Source organism: Natroniella sulfidigena (assembly GCF_023223645.1).
Classification (GTDB): domain Bacteria; phylum Bacillota; class Halanaerobiia; order Halobacteroidales; family Halobacteroidaceae; genus Natroniella; species Natroniella sulfidigena.
In genome coordinates, this window is record NZ_JALKBY010000011.1 from 1 (window position 1) to 15,823 (window position 15,823).

Below are 15,823 nucleotides of genomic sequence, written 5' to 3' on the forward strand. Positions count from 1 at the left end.
CGGGAGTAGCTCAGTTGGCTAGAGCACCAGCCTTCCAAGCTGGGTGTCGCCGGTTCGAGTCCGGTTTCCCGCTCCAGAATATGGGTCTATAGCTCAGTTGGTCAGAGCGCACGCCTGATAAGCGTGAGGTCGGTGGTTCAAATCCACCTAGACCCACCAATTTAGAAAGCAGAGAATAGTGAATAGATAATAGAGAACAGTTAAAAAGCATAAAATAATTTGGATTTAAGGTTTGAACTATACACTATTAATTATTATCTATTAACTGAATTATTGTGTGCCTGTAGCTCAGCTGGACAGAGCAACGGCCTTCTAAGCCGTGGGTCGGGGGTTCGAATCCTCCCAGGCACGCCATTAAAACCAGAGAATAGTGAACAGTGAATAGAGAATAGTTGAAAATCAAGAGCTTAAAAGAATTTGTTTTTATTAATTATTATCTATTAACTAAATATTGTGGTGGGTGTAGCTCAGTTGGTTAGAGCGCAGGATTGTGGCTCCTGAGGCCGTGGGTTCAAATCCCGTCATCCACCCCAAATTATTATTTTCCCTTACATAGAGGGTTTTTTTGTTTTATAATACTTTTTAATTAAAAAGGAATATTAAACTTAATTAAAGAAGAAAGCCTTTCTATTTAAATAGAAAGGCTTTCTTCTTTATAATTAGAATAAGATTAATTATTTTCTTTTAAATACTGATTTTATTAATTTGAATGGAGTGGGTAGTTTAAAGCCGCCACTAACTGATTTTACATCATCATGTTCATTTTTAGACCAGGCAAATAGAAAATCGATCTTCATGTTAGTGTCCCTCCTTTATGTAGTGGTTACTTATTATTTATTTTATGTATTAGAGAGAAGAATGTTACATCTTATAAGCGTGACTTTAGGATTAATTTGTTTTAATTAAGACTAACAATTAATCTGCAAATGTGATACAATTATTTACAGATGATCTTATATAATTTTAATTAGTTTTAAAGGGAAAGATAAAAAAGCGTAGAATAATTAATCATTGAGTGATTGAAGGTAGCTAAAAAACTATGATAATTATCTTGAGTAGTAGATTATTAAATAAATTAAGGGGTTTTTATAATGGACTTTAAACATGTTTCAGTTTTATTGAATGAAAGTGTTGAATATTTAAAGTGTAAAAGTGAAGGGATTTATGTTGATTGTACTTTGGGAGGAGCTGGGCATTCGGAGAAGATAATAAAGAATTTAAAAGCAGGAGGAAAGTTAATAGGTATAGATCAAGATCAAGCAGCGATTGAGGCTGCTACAAAGAAGTTGGCTAAATATGATGTTGATTTTGAGTTAGTCAGAGATAATTATCAAAATCTAACTTCTATCTTAGATCAATTAAATATAGACAAAGTTGATGGTTTTTTATTTGATTTAGGAATTTCTTCTTATCAATTAGATACACCAGAGCGGGGTTTTAGTTATAAATATGATGCACCTTTAGATATGAGAATGGATCAAAGAAAAGATACTACAGCAGCTGATTTAGTGAATAATCTCTCAGCTGATAGGTTAACTGAGATAATAAGAAAATATGGTGAGGAGAAATGGGCTAGTAGAATTGCAAAATTTATTGTTAAGTTTCGAGAGGAGCAATCGATTACTAAAACTAACCAACTAGTAAAGGTAATTAAAGCTGCTATTCCAGCGGGAGCTAGAAGATCAGGACCTCATCCAGCTCGAAGAACTTTCCAAGCATTGAGGATAGCAGTTAATAATGAGTTAGATATTATTGAAACTGCTCTTAATGATGCTGTTTCAAGATTAAAGCCTAAAGGGAGAATCTGTGTAATAACTTTCCATTCCTTAGAGGATAGAATTGTAAAACATACTTTCAAAGATTTGAGCACTAAATGTACTTGTCCCCCTAATTTTCCTGTCTGTGCTTGTGATACAAAGCAAAAAGTAAAGGTTATAACTAAGAATCCAGTAACTCCTAGTGAAAGAGAAATTGAGGATAACTTTAGGGCTAGAAGTGCTAAGTTAAGAGTAGCAGAGCGGAAGTAGACTAGTTCTAAAATAAAGGGTAGGTGAATAAGTTGATAATGGGGTTACAGATAAAAAAGAACAAAGATTATCAACCAAAAAGGGCTCGAAGAAGTTCTAAAAATAATAAGCAACAAGGATATACATTGAAATATATGCTGATAGGCGGATTGATTATATTTTCAATAGTTTTATTTTGGATTGTATATATTAATCAGTATGTTCAAATCTCTAGAAAGAATTTAAGAATTGAAACTTTACAAGAAGAACGACAGAGTTTAAAGCGGGATAAGTTATATTTACAATTACAGATTTCTAGATTGCAATCTTTAAATAGAATTGAAGAGGTAGCCAAAGATGAGCTTAATATGGTAAAGCCACAAGAGGTTAATTATCTTGCTTTAGAAGGAGATAAAGAACAAGAAGATTTTGAACAAGATGAGTTTCAATCTGAATCACAGAGTTTGAATTTTAGAGAAAGATTAACCACTTTGATTAAAGGATTGACCCAGGTTGAAGCTGGTTCGCTAGATTAATATTTTGTAATGGAATGAGGTGGATTAGCTAGGTGAATAACTTAAAGCTAGAAATTAGAAAGAGAATAACCTTTCTTTTTGTTATGGTAGTTATAGTAATGGTTTCCTTAATTGCTAGGTTAGCTTGGATTCAGATCATTCAAAATACGAAATATCAACATCAAGCTTTAGATCAACGATTAAGGCAGTTACAAGTAGAGCCCAAAAGAGGAATTATTTATGATAAAAATGGAGTTGAATTGGCTGTTAGTGCTAGTGCTGATACAGTTGTAGCCATACCAAATGAAATAAATAATCCTCGTCAAACTGCTCAACAATTAGCTGATATTTTAGAGATGCCGGAGGATGAAATTTACTCAAAATTGACAAAAACAGCAGCGGCTGTTTATGTAGTACGAAAGACTGATGAAAAAAAAGCTAGAAAAATTAGAGAGTTAAATTTAGCAGGGATTAGATTTACAGAAGAAAGTAAGAGGTTTTATCCTAAAGGTAATCTAGCAGCTCATACTTTAGGTTTTGTAGGAATTGATAGTCAAGGGTTGCAGGGTATAGAGTTATCATATGATGATATATTGCGTGGTAATCCAGGAAGAATATCAGTTGAGAGAGATGCAGCAGGTCGAGAAATTCCCGAAGGAATAAAAGATTATGTTGATCCAGATGATGGACATGATATTTATTTAACAATAGATAATGTGTTACAGCATATTGCTGAAAGAGAACTTGATAAAGCTATGCTTGAGCATGAAGCTAAAAGTGGTACAATTGTTATGATGGATCCTCAAACTGGAGGAGTTATGGCTTTAGCGAATAGACCTACTTTTGATCCTAACGATTTTGTCAATTCTTCCCCTGAACTCTGGAGAAATAGAGCTGTTTCAGATACATATGAACCTGGTTCAACCTTTAAGATCATAACAACTGCAGCGGGGTTAGAAGAAGGAGTAGTTAATCCTAATGATACGTTTTTTGATCCTGGACATATTGAAGTTTCAGGACAGATTATTAACTGTTGGAAGGCTGGAGGACATGGTTCTCAAACTTTTGCTGAGGTTGTTCAAAATTCTTGTAATCCAGGTTTTGTGCAAGTTGGTCAACGAATTGGTACTGATGTATTTTATGATTATATTGAAGCATTTGATTTTGGTAGAAAGACTGATATTGACTTAGTAGGTGAAGCACAAGGGATAAAATATGGCTTAGATCAGATTGGCCCTGTGGAGTTAGCTACAATGTCTTTTGGTCATGGAATTACAGTAACTCCAATTCAGTTAACTACTGCTGTTTCTGCGATAGCTAATGATGGTGAATTATTAAGGCCGCATTTAGTTAGTGAAATTAAAGGCTCAAGAGGAGAGTTGATCAAGGAGATAACTCCAGAGAAAAATAAGAGGGTGATTTCTAGTGAAACTGCTCAAAAAACAAGGGAATTATTGGCTGGTGTTGTAGAAGAGGGCTCGGGAACTAAGGCTGCAGTAGAAGGATATGAGATTGCTGGTAAGACAGGGACTGCTAAGCATTATGGAGTTCAGTTGTATGATTCATCTTTTATTGGTATGGTACCTGCAGATGATCCTCAAATGGTTGTGTTAGTAGTTTTATCTGGGGTTAGTAGTTATCCTTATTACGGTTCGCAAGTTGCAGCGCCTATTTTTCATAATGTTGTTAAAGATGGATTACGTCATTTAGAAATTCCACCAACCACTAGTTCAAAAGATGAAGAAGAGGAGATTGAGAAAGTAGAAGTACCTAATGTAGAAAATTTGTACTTATCAGAAGCTCAAAGAGAGTTGGCGGCTAGAGATTTAAATGTTAAATTAGAAGGAGAAGGGGAATTGGTTGTTGATCAACTTCCTCATCCAGAGGCAGTTGTTAATGAAGGAAGTACAGTAGTATTATTTTTTGAAGATGGTACTAGTCAAGAGAGTGGGTATCAAGTTACTGTACCTGATTTAAGAGGAATGAGAATAAGGGAAGCAGCTGAGTTACTAGGAGAATTAAACTTAAGAGTAAGGTGGGATGGTTCTGGAATTATTGAACGGCAAGACCCTGCTCCAGGAATTACGGTTCAGTCAGGAGAATATATTGAAGTTCAATTATCTGAAGAATGAATCAGACAAACTATTTAAATTAGGAGGTTAATGATGATTAAGTTACAAGAATTAATTGAAGTGTTAACAGTTGAAGATGTTGAAGGAGATTTACAATCGGATATTTTAGGTATTTCTTATGACTCAAGAACTGTTAAAGCCGATTATTTATTTGTAGCGATATCTGGTTTTAAACAAGATGGTCATAGTTTTATTAAAGATGCTATTGCTAATGGTGCTACAGCAGTAGTAGTTGAAAAAGAAGTTAATCTAGATTTATCTCAGCAAGACATTACTCTAATCAAAGTTAATGATACTAGAAAAGCATTAGCTTATCTAGGTGCTAAATTTTATGATTATCCTTCTCGGGATTTAACTGTAATAGGAGTAACAGGAACCAATGGTAAGACGACTACTACATATTTAATTGAGGGAGTTTTGAATAATATTGGATTTAAGACGGGTTTGATAGGTACTATAAAAAATAAGATTGGACCTAAAGAAAAAGAAGCTGAACGAACAACTCCTGAAGCACTTGATTTGCAGAGAATTTTAGCTAAGATGGTTAAAGAGGGTGTAACTCATGTTGTGATGGAGGTTTCTTCTCATGCATTAGAGTTAGATCGAGTTTTAGAAATTGATTTTGATTGTCAGATATTTACTAACTTAAGTCAAGACCATTTAGATTTTCACCGGAATTTTGATCAATATTTGGCAGCTAAACTCAAGTTATTTAAGTTTAATGAGAATCCTGCAATCATCAATTTTGATGATCCAAGGGGTCAGCAAGTTGTTAAGAAAGCAAGAGGAAAGGTAGTAGGTTATGGAATTGATGATCCAAAAGCTGAGATTAGGGCCAACAGAATTCAGATTGATCAAAAGGGTGTTTCTTATTTATTACAAACAGATGAAGAAGAATTTGAGATTAACCTAAAGTTGACTGGGCGATTTAATGTTTATAATTCGTTGGCTGCTATTGGAGCTATCTATAGTTTAGGAGTTGAATTAGAAGAAATTAAGAAGGGGATTGAAGAAACTGAGGGGGTACCAGGTCGTTTTCAGATTATAGATGAGGGCCAACCTTTTGGAGTGATTGTAGATTATGCTCATGCTCCAGCTGGAATGGAGAATGTTTTAAAGACAGCTGATGAAATTACTGAAGGACGTAAAATTATTGTCTTTGGTTGTGGAGGAGATCGTGATCGTAAGAAAAGACCTATTATGGGTAAAATAGGTGCTAATCTAGCTGATTTTGCAATAGTTACTTCTGATAATCCCCGCAGTGAAGATCCGTTAAAGATTATTGAAGATATTGAAGTAGGAATTAAAGAGGATGGAAATGTTGAAGGGGAAGATTATATTATTATTGAAGATAGAGCAGCAGCAATTAAGAAAGGGATTGAGTTGGCCCAAGAGGGGGATTTAGTAATTATAGTAGGTAAAGGGCATGAAACTTATCAAGAGGTTAAAGGTAAGATTTTAGAGTTTGATGATCGTAAGGTTGCGCGAGAAATTTTACAAGGTAGGGGAGAAAATTAATGGAGGAGCTTAGTTTAACAGAGATAGCAGAGGCAATTGATGGTCAGATTAAAAATAAGCAGGAAATAAATATTTCCAATATTTCAATTGATACACGAACTTTACAGTCTGGTGATCTCTTTATAGCATTGATTGGAGATAATTTTGATGGACATCAATTTGTAGCTGATGCTTTTGAAAAAGGGGCCAAAGCAGCAATAGTCTCTCAAGAGATTGATTCTAAGCAGCCACTGATTGAGGTTGAGGATACGACTGTAGCTTTACAAGAGTTGGCCCGATATTATCGTAAGAAGTTTGCAATACCGGTGATTGGTGTAACGGGAAGTACAGGTAAGACTACAACTAAAGATATAGTGGCCTCAGCTTTATCTAAAAAATATAAGGTTTTAAAGACAGCAGGGAACTTTAATAATGAAATAGGTCTGCCATTGACTTTATTTAGACTGGATAGTACCTTTGATGCAGCAGTTGTAGAGATGGGAATGAGAGGGTTAGGACAGATAGAGCAATTGGCCCAGATTGCAGAGCCGAATCTAGGTATTGTCACCAATGTAGGAGTAACTCATATTGAGCTACTAAAGAGTCAAGAGCGGATAGCACAAGCAAAATCTGAACTTGTTTCTAATCTAGGTGATAATAGTGTAGCTATCTTAAATGGTGATGATGAGTATGTTAAGCAGATGGCTTCGTTGGCCTCCGGAAAGGTTATTACCTATGGTTTGAATCAATATAATCAAATAAGAGCAGCTAATATAGAAAATTTAGGAGCAAGTGGGCTCAAGTTTGATTTAGTTGTGGATGATGAATATATTTCTAAAGAGGTCTATATCCCAGCTCCTGGCGAGTATAATGTCTATAATGCTTTGGCTGCTATTTGTGTAGGAATAGCTTTAGAATTTGATCTTGAGGATATAAAGGATGGGTTAGAGGAACTGAAATTAACTGAGATGAGAAATCAGATTTTAGAATCTGAATCAGGCTTTAAAATTATTAATGATGCTTATAATGCCAATCCAACTTCAATGGAAGCAGCCTTAAATACTTTAGAACAAGTAGCTTCTAACAGGAAGATAGCCATCTTAGGAGATATGCTAGAATTAGGTGAAATCGCCAAAGAAGAACATAATAAAGTAGGAAAGTTAGTTGCTGATAAAAGAATTGATTATCTAGTTGCAGTTGGAGAATTGGCTTCCGAAATTGCCATCGGCGCTGAAGATAATGGAATGAAGCAAGAAAATATTTTTAGTTACTTAGACAAAGATGCAGCATTAAAAAAAATATTGAAGATTATTAAAGCAGATGATACAATTTTAGTTAAAGGTTCACGAGGAATGAAATTAGAGCAGATTTCCTATGCTTTACAAGATAAATAGGGAGTGATAATAGTGGTCAATTTAATATACGCAACTACTCTAGCCTTTATTATTTGTTTGATGACTGGGCCAATCATGATTAGTTGGTTTAAAAAATTAGAGTTTGGCCAACAGATCAGAAATTTAGGTCCACAAAGCCATTTAGAAAAAGCAGGAATTCCTACAATGGGCGGAGTTATAATTATACTTTCTGTAGTTATTTCAACTTTAGTTTTTGCAGAAATAAACATGAAGGTGATGTTAGCATTATTTGTAACTGTAGCTTATGGTTTTTTAGGGTTGTTGGATGATTCGATAAAGATAATTGCTAATCGATCATTAGGGTTAAGAGCCTGGCAAAAGATTGTAGGGCAAATTTTGGTTGCCTTATTATTAGCTGTAGTAGTTCTAGGAAAGTTGAACTTAGGAACAGAAGTTTTAATTCCTTTTTTAGGTTCAACTATTGATTTAGGAATATTATATATACCTTTTATACTTATAGTTGTAATCGGTACTTCAAATGCTGTTAATTTAACTGATGGGTTAGATGGATTAGCAGCGGGAGTTACTATTATTGTTACAATTACTTATGCTTATATGACCTTTCAATTTGGAGCGTATGAGCTAGCTATCTTTACAACTGCTATTGCTGGTGCTTGTTTAGGTTTTTCTTGGTTTAATACTCATCCGGCTCAAGTTTTTATGGGTGATACAGGTTCTTTAGCTTTAGGAGGTGCTCTTGCTGCGATAGCAGTTTTAACTCGAACACAGTTTTTTTTGTTGATTATTGGTGGGGTTTATGTAATAGAAGCTTTATCAGTTATGATTCAAGTTAGCTTCTATAAGCTGACTGGGAGGCGGGTTTTCAAAATGAGTCCGATTCATCACCATTTTGAATTGAAAGGCTGGGAAGAATCTAAAATAGTTGTTAGATTTTGGATTTTAACTACTCTATTATCATTAATTGGACTATTAGGATTGGTTTAATTATTCGAAACCTAATTATATTTGTCATGATGAATTGGCATTAAGAAAGGAAGATATTATGAAATTAAAAGATAAACTAGTGACTGTTGTAGGTTTAGGTAAGAGGACTGGGGTCGAAGTAGTTAAATTTTTAGATCAAAAAGGGGCTAAAATAATAGTTACTGATACCAAAACTAAAGCAGAATTAATGATAGAGTTATCTAGATTAGAAGATTATCAATTTAAATTAGATTTAGGAGGGCATACTGAAGAGTTAATTTTGAAATCTGATTTAATTGTTATTAGTCCAGGCGTCCCGTATGATATTCCAATTTTAAAACAAGCGAGAGATAAAGGAATTAAAATAATGAGTGAGATTGAGCTTGCTTATTCTTTTTCTACTACTTCGCTTGTAGCTATTACGGGAACGAATGGAAAAACAACAACTACAACCTTGTTAGGAGAAATATGTTCTAAGTTGGATCGACAAGTGGCTGTCGGTGGTAATATAGGTCGACCTTTAATTAAAGATCTACCTGATTTAAAAAGAGATGATTTAGCAATAGCAGAGATAAGTTCTTTTCAGTTAGAAGAGATAACAGATTTCAAACCTGATATTGGTTTGATTTTGAATATAACACCCGATCATTTAGATCGTCATGGTACTTTTGAAGAGTATATTAAGGCTAAAAGAAGGTTATTGAGTAATCAAACTGAACAGGATTATGCAGTCTTAAATTATGATGATCAGTTAGTCAGGGAATTTGCTGATTATACTGCAGCAGAGACTCTTTTTTTTAGTCAAAAAACTGAATTAGATCGTGGAGTATATATTAAGAATGGGGAGATTATTGCTAATTTGACCGGTCAACCAGAAAAGATTATTGCTACTGATGAGATTAGGATTAAGGGACCACATAATTTAGAAAATACTTTAGGAGCAGTTACCACTTCTTTATTATTAGGAATAAGAAAAGAAATTATAGTTGAAACCTTACATCAATTTGGTGGTGTAGATCATAGAATTGAAAGTGTGGGAGTAGTTAATGGAGTTGAGTATATTAATGATTCAAAAGGAACTAATCCTGTAGCAGCAACTAAAGCAGTAGAGACATTTAAGCAACCTTTAATTTTAATAGCAGGTGGAAAGGATAAAGGGTCTGATTTTTCAAAGTTTGCAGAGGTTATAGTAGATCAGGTTAAGGAGTTGATCTTGCTAGGAGAGACTGCACCTCAGATAGAGCAGGCTGTTAAAAAATTAGGCTATCAGGCTACTAATAATGTCGATAGTATTGAAGAAGCGGTTGATTTAGCAGATAAATTGGCTGTTAAAGGAGATGTCGTTTTATTGTCTCCTGCCTGTGCAAGTTGGGATATGTACAATAACTATAAAGAAAGAGGCGAGGAGTTTAGAGGAACTGTAAAAAAATTGAGGAGGGAGTAATTTGCAACAGAAGGCTCCTGATTTTGTAATTTTTTTTGTGATTATAGTCTTATTAGGAATAGGGGTAGCAATGGTCTTTAGTGCTACTTCAATTTTAGCTTACCAGAGATTTGGGGATAGTTTTCATTACTTAAAGAGGCAATTAGGGTGGTCAGTTTTAGGGATAGCAGCAATGACTACATTTATGAATATTGATTATCATAGATATCTTAAGTGGGCACCTAAAATTTTGTTAGTTAGTATTATATCATTGATTTTAGTTTTGATTCCAGGAATTGGCCATGTAATTGGTGGTTCGAGACGTTGGTTTATAATTTTAGGTTTGCGGGTTCAGCCGTCGGAAATAGCGAAAGTTGCATTAGTAATTTATTTGGCTCGTTATTTATCTTTGAAAAATGATCAATTAAAAAGCTTTTTTAAAGGTTTATTACCACCCCTTGCGATTTTAGGGGCAGTATTTATCTTGATTTTATTGGAACCAGATTTGGGAACTGCTGCTACAATAGCAGGAACGGCAGTTGTGATGTTGGTTGCAGCAGGGGCCAGCTATGTACATTTAGGAAGTTTAGTAGCAATGGGCATACCTGGATTATTATATATGATTATTAGCGAGCCTTATCGTAGAGATAGACTATTGGCTTTTTTAGATCCGTGGCAAGATCCTTTGGATACTGGTTTTCATATTATTCAATCTCTCTATGCTTTAGGTTCTGGTGGTTTATTTGGGATGGGGTTAGGTAGAAGTAGGCAGAAATTCTTTTATTTACCTGAGCCTGGAACTGATTTTATTTTTGCTGTTTTAGGAGAAGAATTAGGGTTTATTGGAACTTTTACGATTGTAACTTTATTCTTTTTATTTGCATGGCGTGGGTTACAGATTGCATTACATGCACAAGATCTATTTGGTAGTATTTTAGCAGTAGGAATTACAACGATGATTACTTTACAAGCAGTAATTAATATGGGAGTAGTTACTGGTTCAATGCCTGTTACTGGAATAACATTACCTTTCATTAGTTATGGAGGTTCTTCGCTAGTAATTATGTTATCAGGAGTAGGTATATTATTGAATATTTCAAGATTTACTACTAATTAGGAGTGGCTAAAATATGAAAATACTAATTTCAGGTGGTGGCACAGGAGGTCATATCTATCCTGGCTTAGCTATAGCTAAGAGTTTAGAACAAAGAAATGATGATGTTGAAATAGCTTTTGTAGGTACTGAGCAAGGGTTAGAAGCAGATATTGTTCCTAAAGAAGGTTATCAACTAAAGACAATTCAAGTACAAGGGTTACCGCGTAAGGTGTCATTAGATTTAATTAAGGCAGCCTTTAAAAGTCTAGTAGGATTTTTTGAGGCAAAGTTAATTTTAAATAATTTTGAACCGGATATTGTAGTAGGAACAGGTGGCTATGTTTGCGGGCCAATTGTTCTAGCAGCAGCTTTAAGTAATATCCCTACGGTAATTCATGAGCAGAATGCTTATCCTGGTTTGACTAATCGTTTATTGGCTAAAGTTGTAGATAAGATTGCTTTAAGTAATCTTGATGCTAAAGAATATTTAAAGGACTTAGATAAGGTAGTTTTAACTGGGAATCCAATTAGACCTGCAATTTTAGAGCAGAATCGAACCAAGGCTTTTAAAGAATTAGGATTGAATCCTAGACAGAAGGTTATTTTAGTTTTTGGAGGTAGTCGAGGGGCTAAAAGCATTAATCAAGCAGTAGTTAAGTTATATAAAGAGATCAAAGGTTCTAATTTGCAGCTGTTACATATAACGGGTAAGAATGGATTTGAGGAAGTTGAAGCTAAAGCAGAAGAGTTGGGAATAAATAATATGGAAAGCGGGCAAATTATAATCAAGCCTTATTTATATAATATGGAAGCGGCTTTAAATGTGGCCGATTTGGTTATTTCTAGAGCTGGAGCTACGGGATTAGCTGAAATTACAGCTTGTGGAATTCCAGCTATTTTAATTCCTTACCCTTATGCTGCTGAAAATCATCAAGAATATAATGCACGTTCTTTAGAACGAAAGAATGCTGCTGAAGTTATCTTAGATCAAGAATTGACCGGTGATAAATTGTCTGAAGTTGTAAATGAATTGATCTTTGATGAACAAAAATTAAAGAAGATGGCTCAAGCAAGTAAAGAGTTAGGTCAGCCTGATGCAGCTAAGAACTTAGTTGCTTTAATTCAAGATTTGATTTCTTAGTACTGGCAATTTGAATTTTATTACAAAACAGCTTAAGTCTAAGGTTGAGGAAATGGTTTTTATTACGAAGGGTTTTTATAAACCCGAAGGTGAGGCTAAGCCAACCGTTAAAAGCATAAGGGTTTAGGTTTTACTTAAACTTAAACTTAGCCTTAAACTTAAGCTTGATATCAATATGGACAAGCAGTTGATGAACGGATTATTTTTTAATTACATATTATAATGTATATTGAATAGGAGAATTACTTTAAATTGGGGTTATATAAATTGAGGTGGTAATATGAAACAACAGATCAAGCAGGAAATTAAGAAGTTAGTTGAAGGAGAAGTATTATTTTCTGAACCATTAAAGAAGTATACTTCTTTTCAGATTGGTGGGCCAGCAGAAGTATTAGTAACTCCTAGAGATATAGCTGATTTACAGAGGTTGATTAGTTATTTATACCGGTGTGACATTCCCTATCAAGTGTTAGGAAATGGAACTAATCTATTGATCAGTGATCAAGGATTATCTAAAGTTGTAATTAAGATGACTGATTTATTTAATTGGTTTAAATTCAAGAGTAATCAACTTAGAGCAGGTGCTGGGGCCAAACTACCTGTAATTGCTAAGAAAGCAGCTGAGCGGGGATTGAGTGGTTTAGAGTTTGCTGCTGGATTACCTGCTAGTATTGGAGGAGCTGTGATTATGAATGCAGGTGCAGGAAATTTAGGCTCGATTGGAGATTTAATTACTGGGGTTAAAGTTATATCATCTACAGGAGAATTAAAGCAATATCGACGGAATGAACTGGATTTTAGTTATCGACAGAGCAACTTACAAAAAGATGAGCAGATTATAATCGAGGTTGAGTTGGAGTTGATACCTACTGATTCAAAAACTGTACATAACAAGATGCAAAAGCTGTTCTTAAAACGAAAAGAAACCCAACCACTAACTATGCCTAATGCTGGTTGTATCTTTAAAAATCCAACGGATGACTCAGCAGGTAGATTAATTGATCAAGCCGGGGGGAAGGGTTTAAAGGTAGGAGATGCTCAAGTATCGACTAAGCATGCTAACTTCATAGTTAATCTAGGTTCAGCTTCTGCCCAAGATGTATTAGATTTAATTGGTAAGGTGAAAAAACTGGTCAATGAGCAATGTGGGGTTGAGTTAGAAACAGAGATTATTTATTTAAGTTAGATTGGAGGTGAGGCTGATGGATCAATTTGTAATTAATGGTGGTTCTCCTTTAGAAGGAGAGGTAACGGTTAGTGGTGCTAAAAATGCTGTTTTACCTATCTTAGCAGCAACTGTATTAGGTGACGGGCAATCTGTAATTAATAATGTACCTAAGTTACATGATGTGAAAGTAATGAAAGAGGTCCTAGAAAATTTAGGAGCAAAAGTTCAAGATGATTCCGAACAGATTATGATTGATACCTCAACAGTGAATTGTTGTGAAATTCCTGAAAATTTGATGCGGAAGATGCGGGCGACAGTATTTTTGATGGGCCCTTTAGTAGCCCGATTTGGAAAGGTTAAAATTTCCCAGCCGGGAGGATGTAGTATTGGCCCGCGACCTATTGATTTGCATTTGAAAGGACTTGAAGCTTTAGGAGTTGAATTTAAACAAAGGCATGGTGCATTAGAAGGAACAGTCGATCAATTAGTAGGAGCTGAGATTCATCTTGATTTTCCAAGTGTTGGTGCTACGGAAAATATTATGATGGCTGCTACTAAAGCTGAAGGAGAGACTTTAATTTATAATGCTGCTAAAGAACCAGAAATAATTGATTTACAGAATTATTTAAATCGATTAGGAGCTAGCATTAGAGGCGCTGGGACTAATGTAATTAAAGTTAAAGGGGTTCAAGAGTTGCAGGCAGTTGAATATCAAGTGATTCCTGATCGCATAGAGGCAGGGACATTTCTGGTAGCAGCTGCTATAACTAAGGGTAATGTGATTATTAAAGATGTTATTCCTGAACATATAGAGCCTGTGATAGCTAAACTGAATGAAGCAGGGATTGAAATGAAAGTGGAACATAATCAAATTGAAGTAATCGGTAAGGAAGATTGGAAGGGAATAAATATTAAAACTTTACCTTATCCAGGACTTCCTACAGATATGCAAGCACAATTGATGACTTTTTTATCTTTAGCTGAAGATACAAGTATTATTACTGAAAATATTTTTGAAAATAGATTAAGCCATGCTGATGAATTGCGAAGGATGGGGGCAAAAATTAGGATTGAAGGAAATACTGCTATTGTAAATGGTGTAGATAAATTATATGGAACTAATGTTAGAGCAACCGATTTACGAGCTGGAGCTGCTTTAGTTTTAGCAGGTTTAGCTGCTGAAGGAGAAACGATTATTGAGAATATTTATCATATTGATCGTGGGTATGAATATTTAGAAGATAAATTATCTAATTTAGGTGCAGATATAATCAGGAAGTCTGATTTTTCCAGTGAAGATTAAATATAAATTTTAATAATCTTGCAGGAGATTCGATGGTTATCACAGAACAATTACATAACAAGCTATTATTTACATTTATTCCTAATAGTATAGGTTGTTGTTCATACAATAAGATAATTTTCTGAAATTTAATTTATTTTGGAGAAAGGGTTTTTTGAATGTAAAGTGAAGTATAATTATTAGGGTGGAGTGATTTGTTATCTTATTGAGTTCAAATATTAAAGTTGATTAGTTTAAACTTACAAAATGACTTAAATAAGTTCCCTGCCGTGAGTAATTAGTTTGCTGTTAGATATAGCTTTAAAGAGCTAACTTGTAGTTTTATTAACAGATGAATTATTAAGGGCTAGTTATTAGTTAATGATAACTGGCCCTTAATTTTGGGTTTTAAATGAGGTGGTATTGTGGACAAACAATATATATATATAACTGCTTTTTTATTATTGATTATCTTTGCAATAATTGGAATTATTAATTCTGAACTTTTTGAAGTAGACAAAATAGAGATTATTGACAATGATTTTTTAACTGATGAAGAAATAATTACTTATTTAGATTTAGAAAAAGAGCTTAATATTTTTAATCTTGAATCTCAACAGCTAGCTGATAAATTGATTGAATTACCTCAAATTGAAGGTGCTGTTGTTACTCGTAGTTTTCCACGACAGATAATTATTGAAATTAATGAACGACAGGCAGTAGGAATAGTAGGTGATGATAATTCTTATTTAGTGATAGATAAAGAGGGCTGGATTATAGATGATATTTATAGATTATCAGAGTGGAAATTACCTTTAATTACAGGAAGTGATATTTTAATCGAAAATGACATGGTTAAATTAAACCAAATGTCGGAACAAGCAATTAAATATTTGAGTTTTTTATCAAAATCAATCTTACAAGAAATTTCTGAAATAACTATTACTACTGAGGATGAAATAAAATTGTTTTTAAGAGATGGTGGGGAGGTTAGGTTAGGAGATGAGTCTAACTTAAATTATAAAGCAGAGGTTTTGACATCAATTTATCAGGATTTACAAGATAAAAACTTAGAAGTTGATTATATAGATTTAACCTATCAGAAAAACAAGGTTGTCAAAACAAAGTAACGGAAAGAGGAGTTTTTTAAAAATATAGAGCTAAAAAAAAGGGAATTAAGTATATTTGTTGAAATTAAAACTAAAAAGGAAATTTAGAAACTAA

The 15,823-nt window shown here is 34.1% G+C and carries 13 protein-coding genes and 3 tRNA genes; 15 read left to right on the plus strand and 1 reads right to left on the minus strand.

The window, feature by feature from the left end; all coding sequences use genetic code 11:
• Positions 1-82: 82 nt before the first annotated feature.
• The 3 genes from MWH28_RS08140 to MWH28_RS08150 all read left to right on the plus strand — a co-directional run bounded on the left by MWH28_RS08140 (position 83) and on the right by MWH28_RS08150 (position 533).
• Positions 83-159 (plus strand) — tRNA-Ile (locus tag MWH28_RS08140).
• A 118-nt stretch (positions 160-277) separates the two neighbouring features.
• Positions 278-354 (plus strand) — tRNA-Arg (locus MWH28_RS08145).
• 102 nt (positions 355-456) lie between these two features.
• Positions 457-533: transfer RNA gene (locus MWH28_RS08150), tRNA-His, on the plus strand.
• 141 nt (positions 534-674) lie between these two features.
• Here the strand turns inward: MWH28_RS08150 and MWH28_RS12880 are convergent.
• On the minus strand, positions 675-797 hold the full coding sequence (locus tag MWH28_RS12880) for a hypothetical protein (protein WP_282580171.1): 123 nt from the start codon (positions 795-797) through the stop codon (positions 675-677).
• Positions 798-1,091: 294 nt separating this feature from the next.
• On the opposite strand from MWH28_RS12880, the gene rsmH reads away from it, so the two are divergent.
• The 12 genes from rsmH (at position 1,092) to MWH28_RS08210 (ending at position 15,729) form a co-directional block, all read left to right on the plus strand.
• The gene (gene rsmH, locus MWH28_RS08155) at positions 1,092-2,027 is read left to right on the plus strand and encodes a 16S rRNA (cytosine(1402)-N(4))-methyltransferase RsmH (protein WP_248618864.1); all 936 of its coding nucleotides are present in this window, start codon (positions 1,092-1,094) and stop codon (positions 2,025-2,027) included.
• Between the two features lie 38 nt (positions 2,028-2,065).
• On the plus strand, positions 2,066-2,542 hold the full coding sequence (locus MWH28_RS08160; protein WP_248618865.1) for an FtsB family cell division protein: 477 nt from the start codon (positions 2,066-2,068) through the stop codon (positions 2,540-2,542).
• A 32-nt stretch (positions 2,543-2,574) separates the two neighbouring features.
• The gene (locus tag MWH28_RS08165) at positions 2,575-4,653 is read left to right on the plus strand and encodes a stage V sporulation protein D (protein ID WP_248618866.1); all 2,079 of its coding nucleotides are present in this window, start codon (positions 2,575-2,577) and stop codon (positions 4,651-4,653) included.
• 33 nt (positions 4,654-4,686) lie between these two features.
• On the plus strand, positions 4,687-6,171 hold the full coding sequence (locus MWH28_RS08170) for a UDP-N-acetylmuramoyl-L-alanyl-D-glutamate--2,6-diaminopimelate ligase (RefSeq protein WP_248618867.1): 1,485 nt from the start codon (positions 4,687-4,689) through the stop codon (positions 6,169-6,171).
• Positions 6,171-7,544, plus strand: coding sequence for a UDP-N-acetylmuramoyl-tripeptide--D-alanyl-D-alanine ligase (locus MWH28_RS08175; protein WP_248618868.1), 1,374 nt, complete (start codon positions 6,171-6,173; stop codon positions 7,542-7,544). Before MWH28_RS08170 ends, MWH28_RS08175 begins: the two co-directional genes overlap by 1 nt.
• 12 nt (positions 7,545-7,556) lie before the next feature.
• Positions 7,557-8,510 (plus strand): phospho-N-acetylmuramoyl-pentapeptide-transferase, encoded by a 954-nt coding sequence (gene mraY / locus MWH28_RS08180; protein WP_248618869.1) that lies wholly within the window; start codon positions 7,557-7,559, stop codon positions 8,508-8,510.
• A 58-nt stretch (positions 8,511-8,568) separates the two neighbouring features.
• Positions 8,569-9,933, plus strand: a complete 1,365-nt coding sequence (gene murD, locus MWH28_RS08185; protein WP_248618870.1) for a UDP-N-acetylmuramoyl-L-alanine--D-glutamate ligase — start codon at positions 8,569-8,571, stop codon at positions 9,931-9,933.
• A 1-nt stretch (position 9,934) separates the two neighbouring features.
• Complete coding sequence (gene spoVE / locus MWH28_RS08190) at positions 9,935-11,029, plus strand: stage V sporulation protein E (protein WP_248618871.1); 1,095 nt, start codon at positions 9,935-9,937, stop codon at positions 11,027-11,029.
• 13 nt (positions 11,030-11,042) lie between these two features.
• Positions 11,043-12,149 (plus strand): undecaprenyldiphospho-muramoylpentapeptide beta-N-acetylglucosaminyltransferase, encoded by a 1,107-nt coding sequence (gene murG / locus MWH28_RS08195; protein ID WP_248618872.1) that lies wholly within the window; start codon positions 11,043-11,045, stop codon positions 12,147-12,149.
• Positions 12,150-12,429: 280 nt separating this feature from the next.
• Positions 12,430-13,335, plus strand: a complete 906-nt coding sequence (murB, locus tag MWH28_RS08200) for a UDP-N-acetylmuramate dehydrogenase (protein WP_248618873.1) — start codon at positions 12,430-12,432, stop codon at positions 13,333-13,335.
• Between the two features lie 16 nt (positions 13,336-13,351).
• A complete protein-coding gene (gene murA / locus MWH28_RS08205; protein WP_248618874.1) occupies positions 13,352-14,620 on the plus strand; it encodes a UDP-N-acetylglucosamine 1-carboxyvinyltransferase in 1,269 nt (422 codons plus the stop codon).
• Between the two features lie 404 nt (positions 14,621-15,024).
• Positions 15,025-15,729 (plus strand): cell division protein FtsQ/DivIB, encoded by a 705-nt coding sequence (locus MWH28_RS08210; RefSeq protein ID WP_248618875.1) that lies wholly within the window; start codon positions 15,025-15,027, stop codon positions 15,727-15,729.
• Positions 15,730-15,823 lie beyond the last annotated feature (94 nt).

Coding starts and splice junctions, on each gene's coding strand:
- MWH28_RS12880 (WP_282580171.1), bottom strand. CDS start 797: ATGAAGATCGATTTTCTATTTGCCTGGTCTAAAAATGAACATGATGAT.
- rsmH (WP_248618864.1), top strand. CDS start 1,092: ATGGACTTTAAACATGTTTCAGTTTTATTGAATGAAAGTGTTGAATAT.
- MWH28_RS08160 (WP_248618865.1), top strand. CDS start 2,066: ATGGGGTTACAGATAAAAAAGAACAAAGATTATCAACCAAAAAGGGCT.
- MWH28_RS08170 (WP_248618867.1), top strand. CDS start 4,687: ATGATTAAGTTACAAGAATTAATTGAAGTGTTAACAGTTGAAGATGTT.
- MWH28_RS08175 (WP_248618868.1), top strand. CDS start 6,171: ATGGAGGAGCTTAGTTTAACAGAGATAGCAGAGGCAATTGATGGTCAG.
- murD (WP_248618870.1), top strand. CDS start 8,569: ATGAAATTAAAAGATAAACTAGTGACTGTTGTAGGTTTAGGTAAGAGG.
- murG (WP_248618872.1), top strand. CDS start 11,043: ATGAAAATACTAATTTCAGGTGGTGGCACAGGAGGTCATATCTATCCT.
- murB (WP_248618873.1), top strand. CDS start 12,430: ATGAAACAACAGATCAAGCAGGAAATTAAGAAGTTAGTTGAAGGAGAA.
- murA (WP_248618874.1), top strand. CDS start 13,352: ATGGATCAATTTGTAATTAATGGTGGTTCTCCTTTAGAAGGAGAGGTA.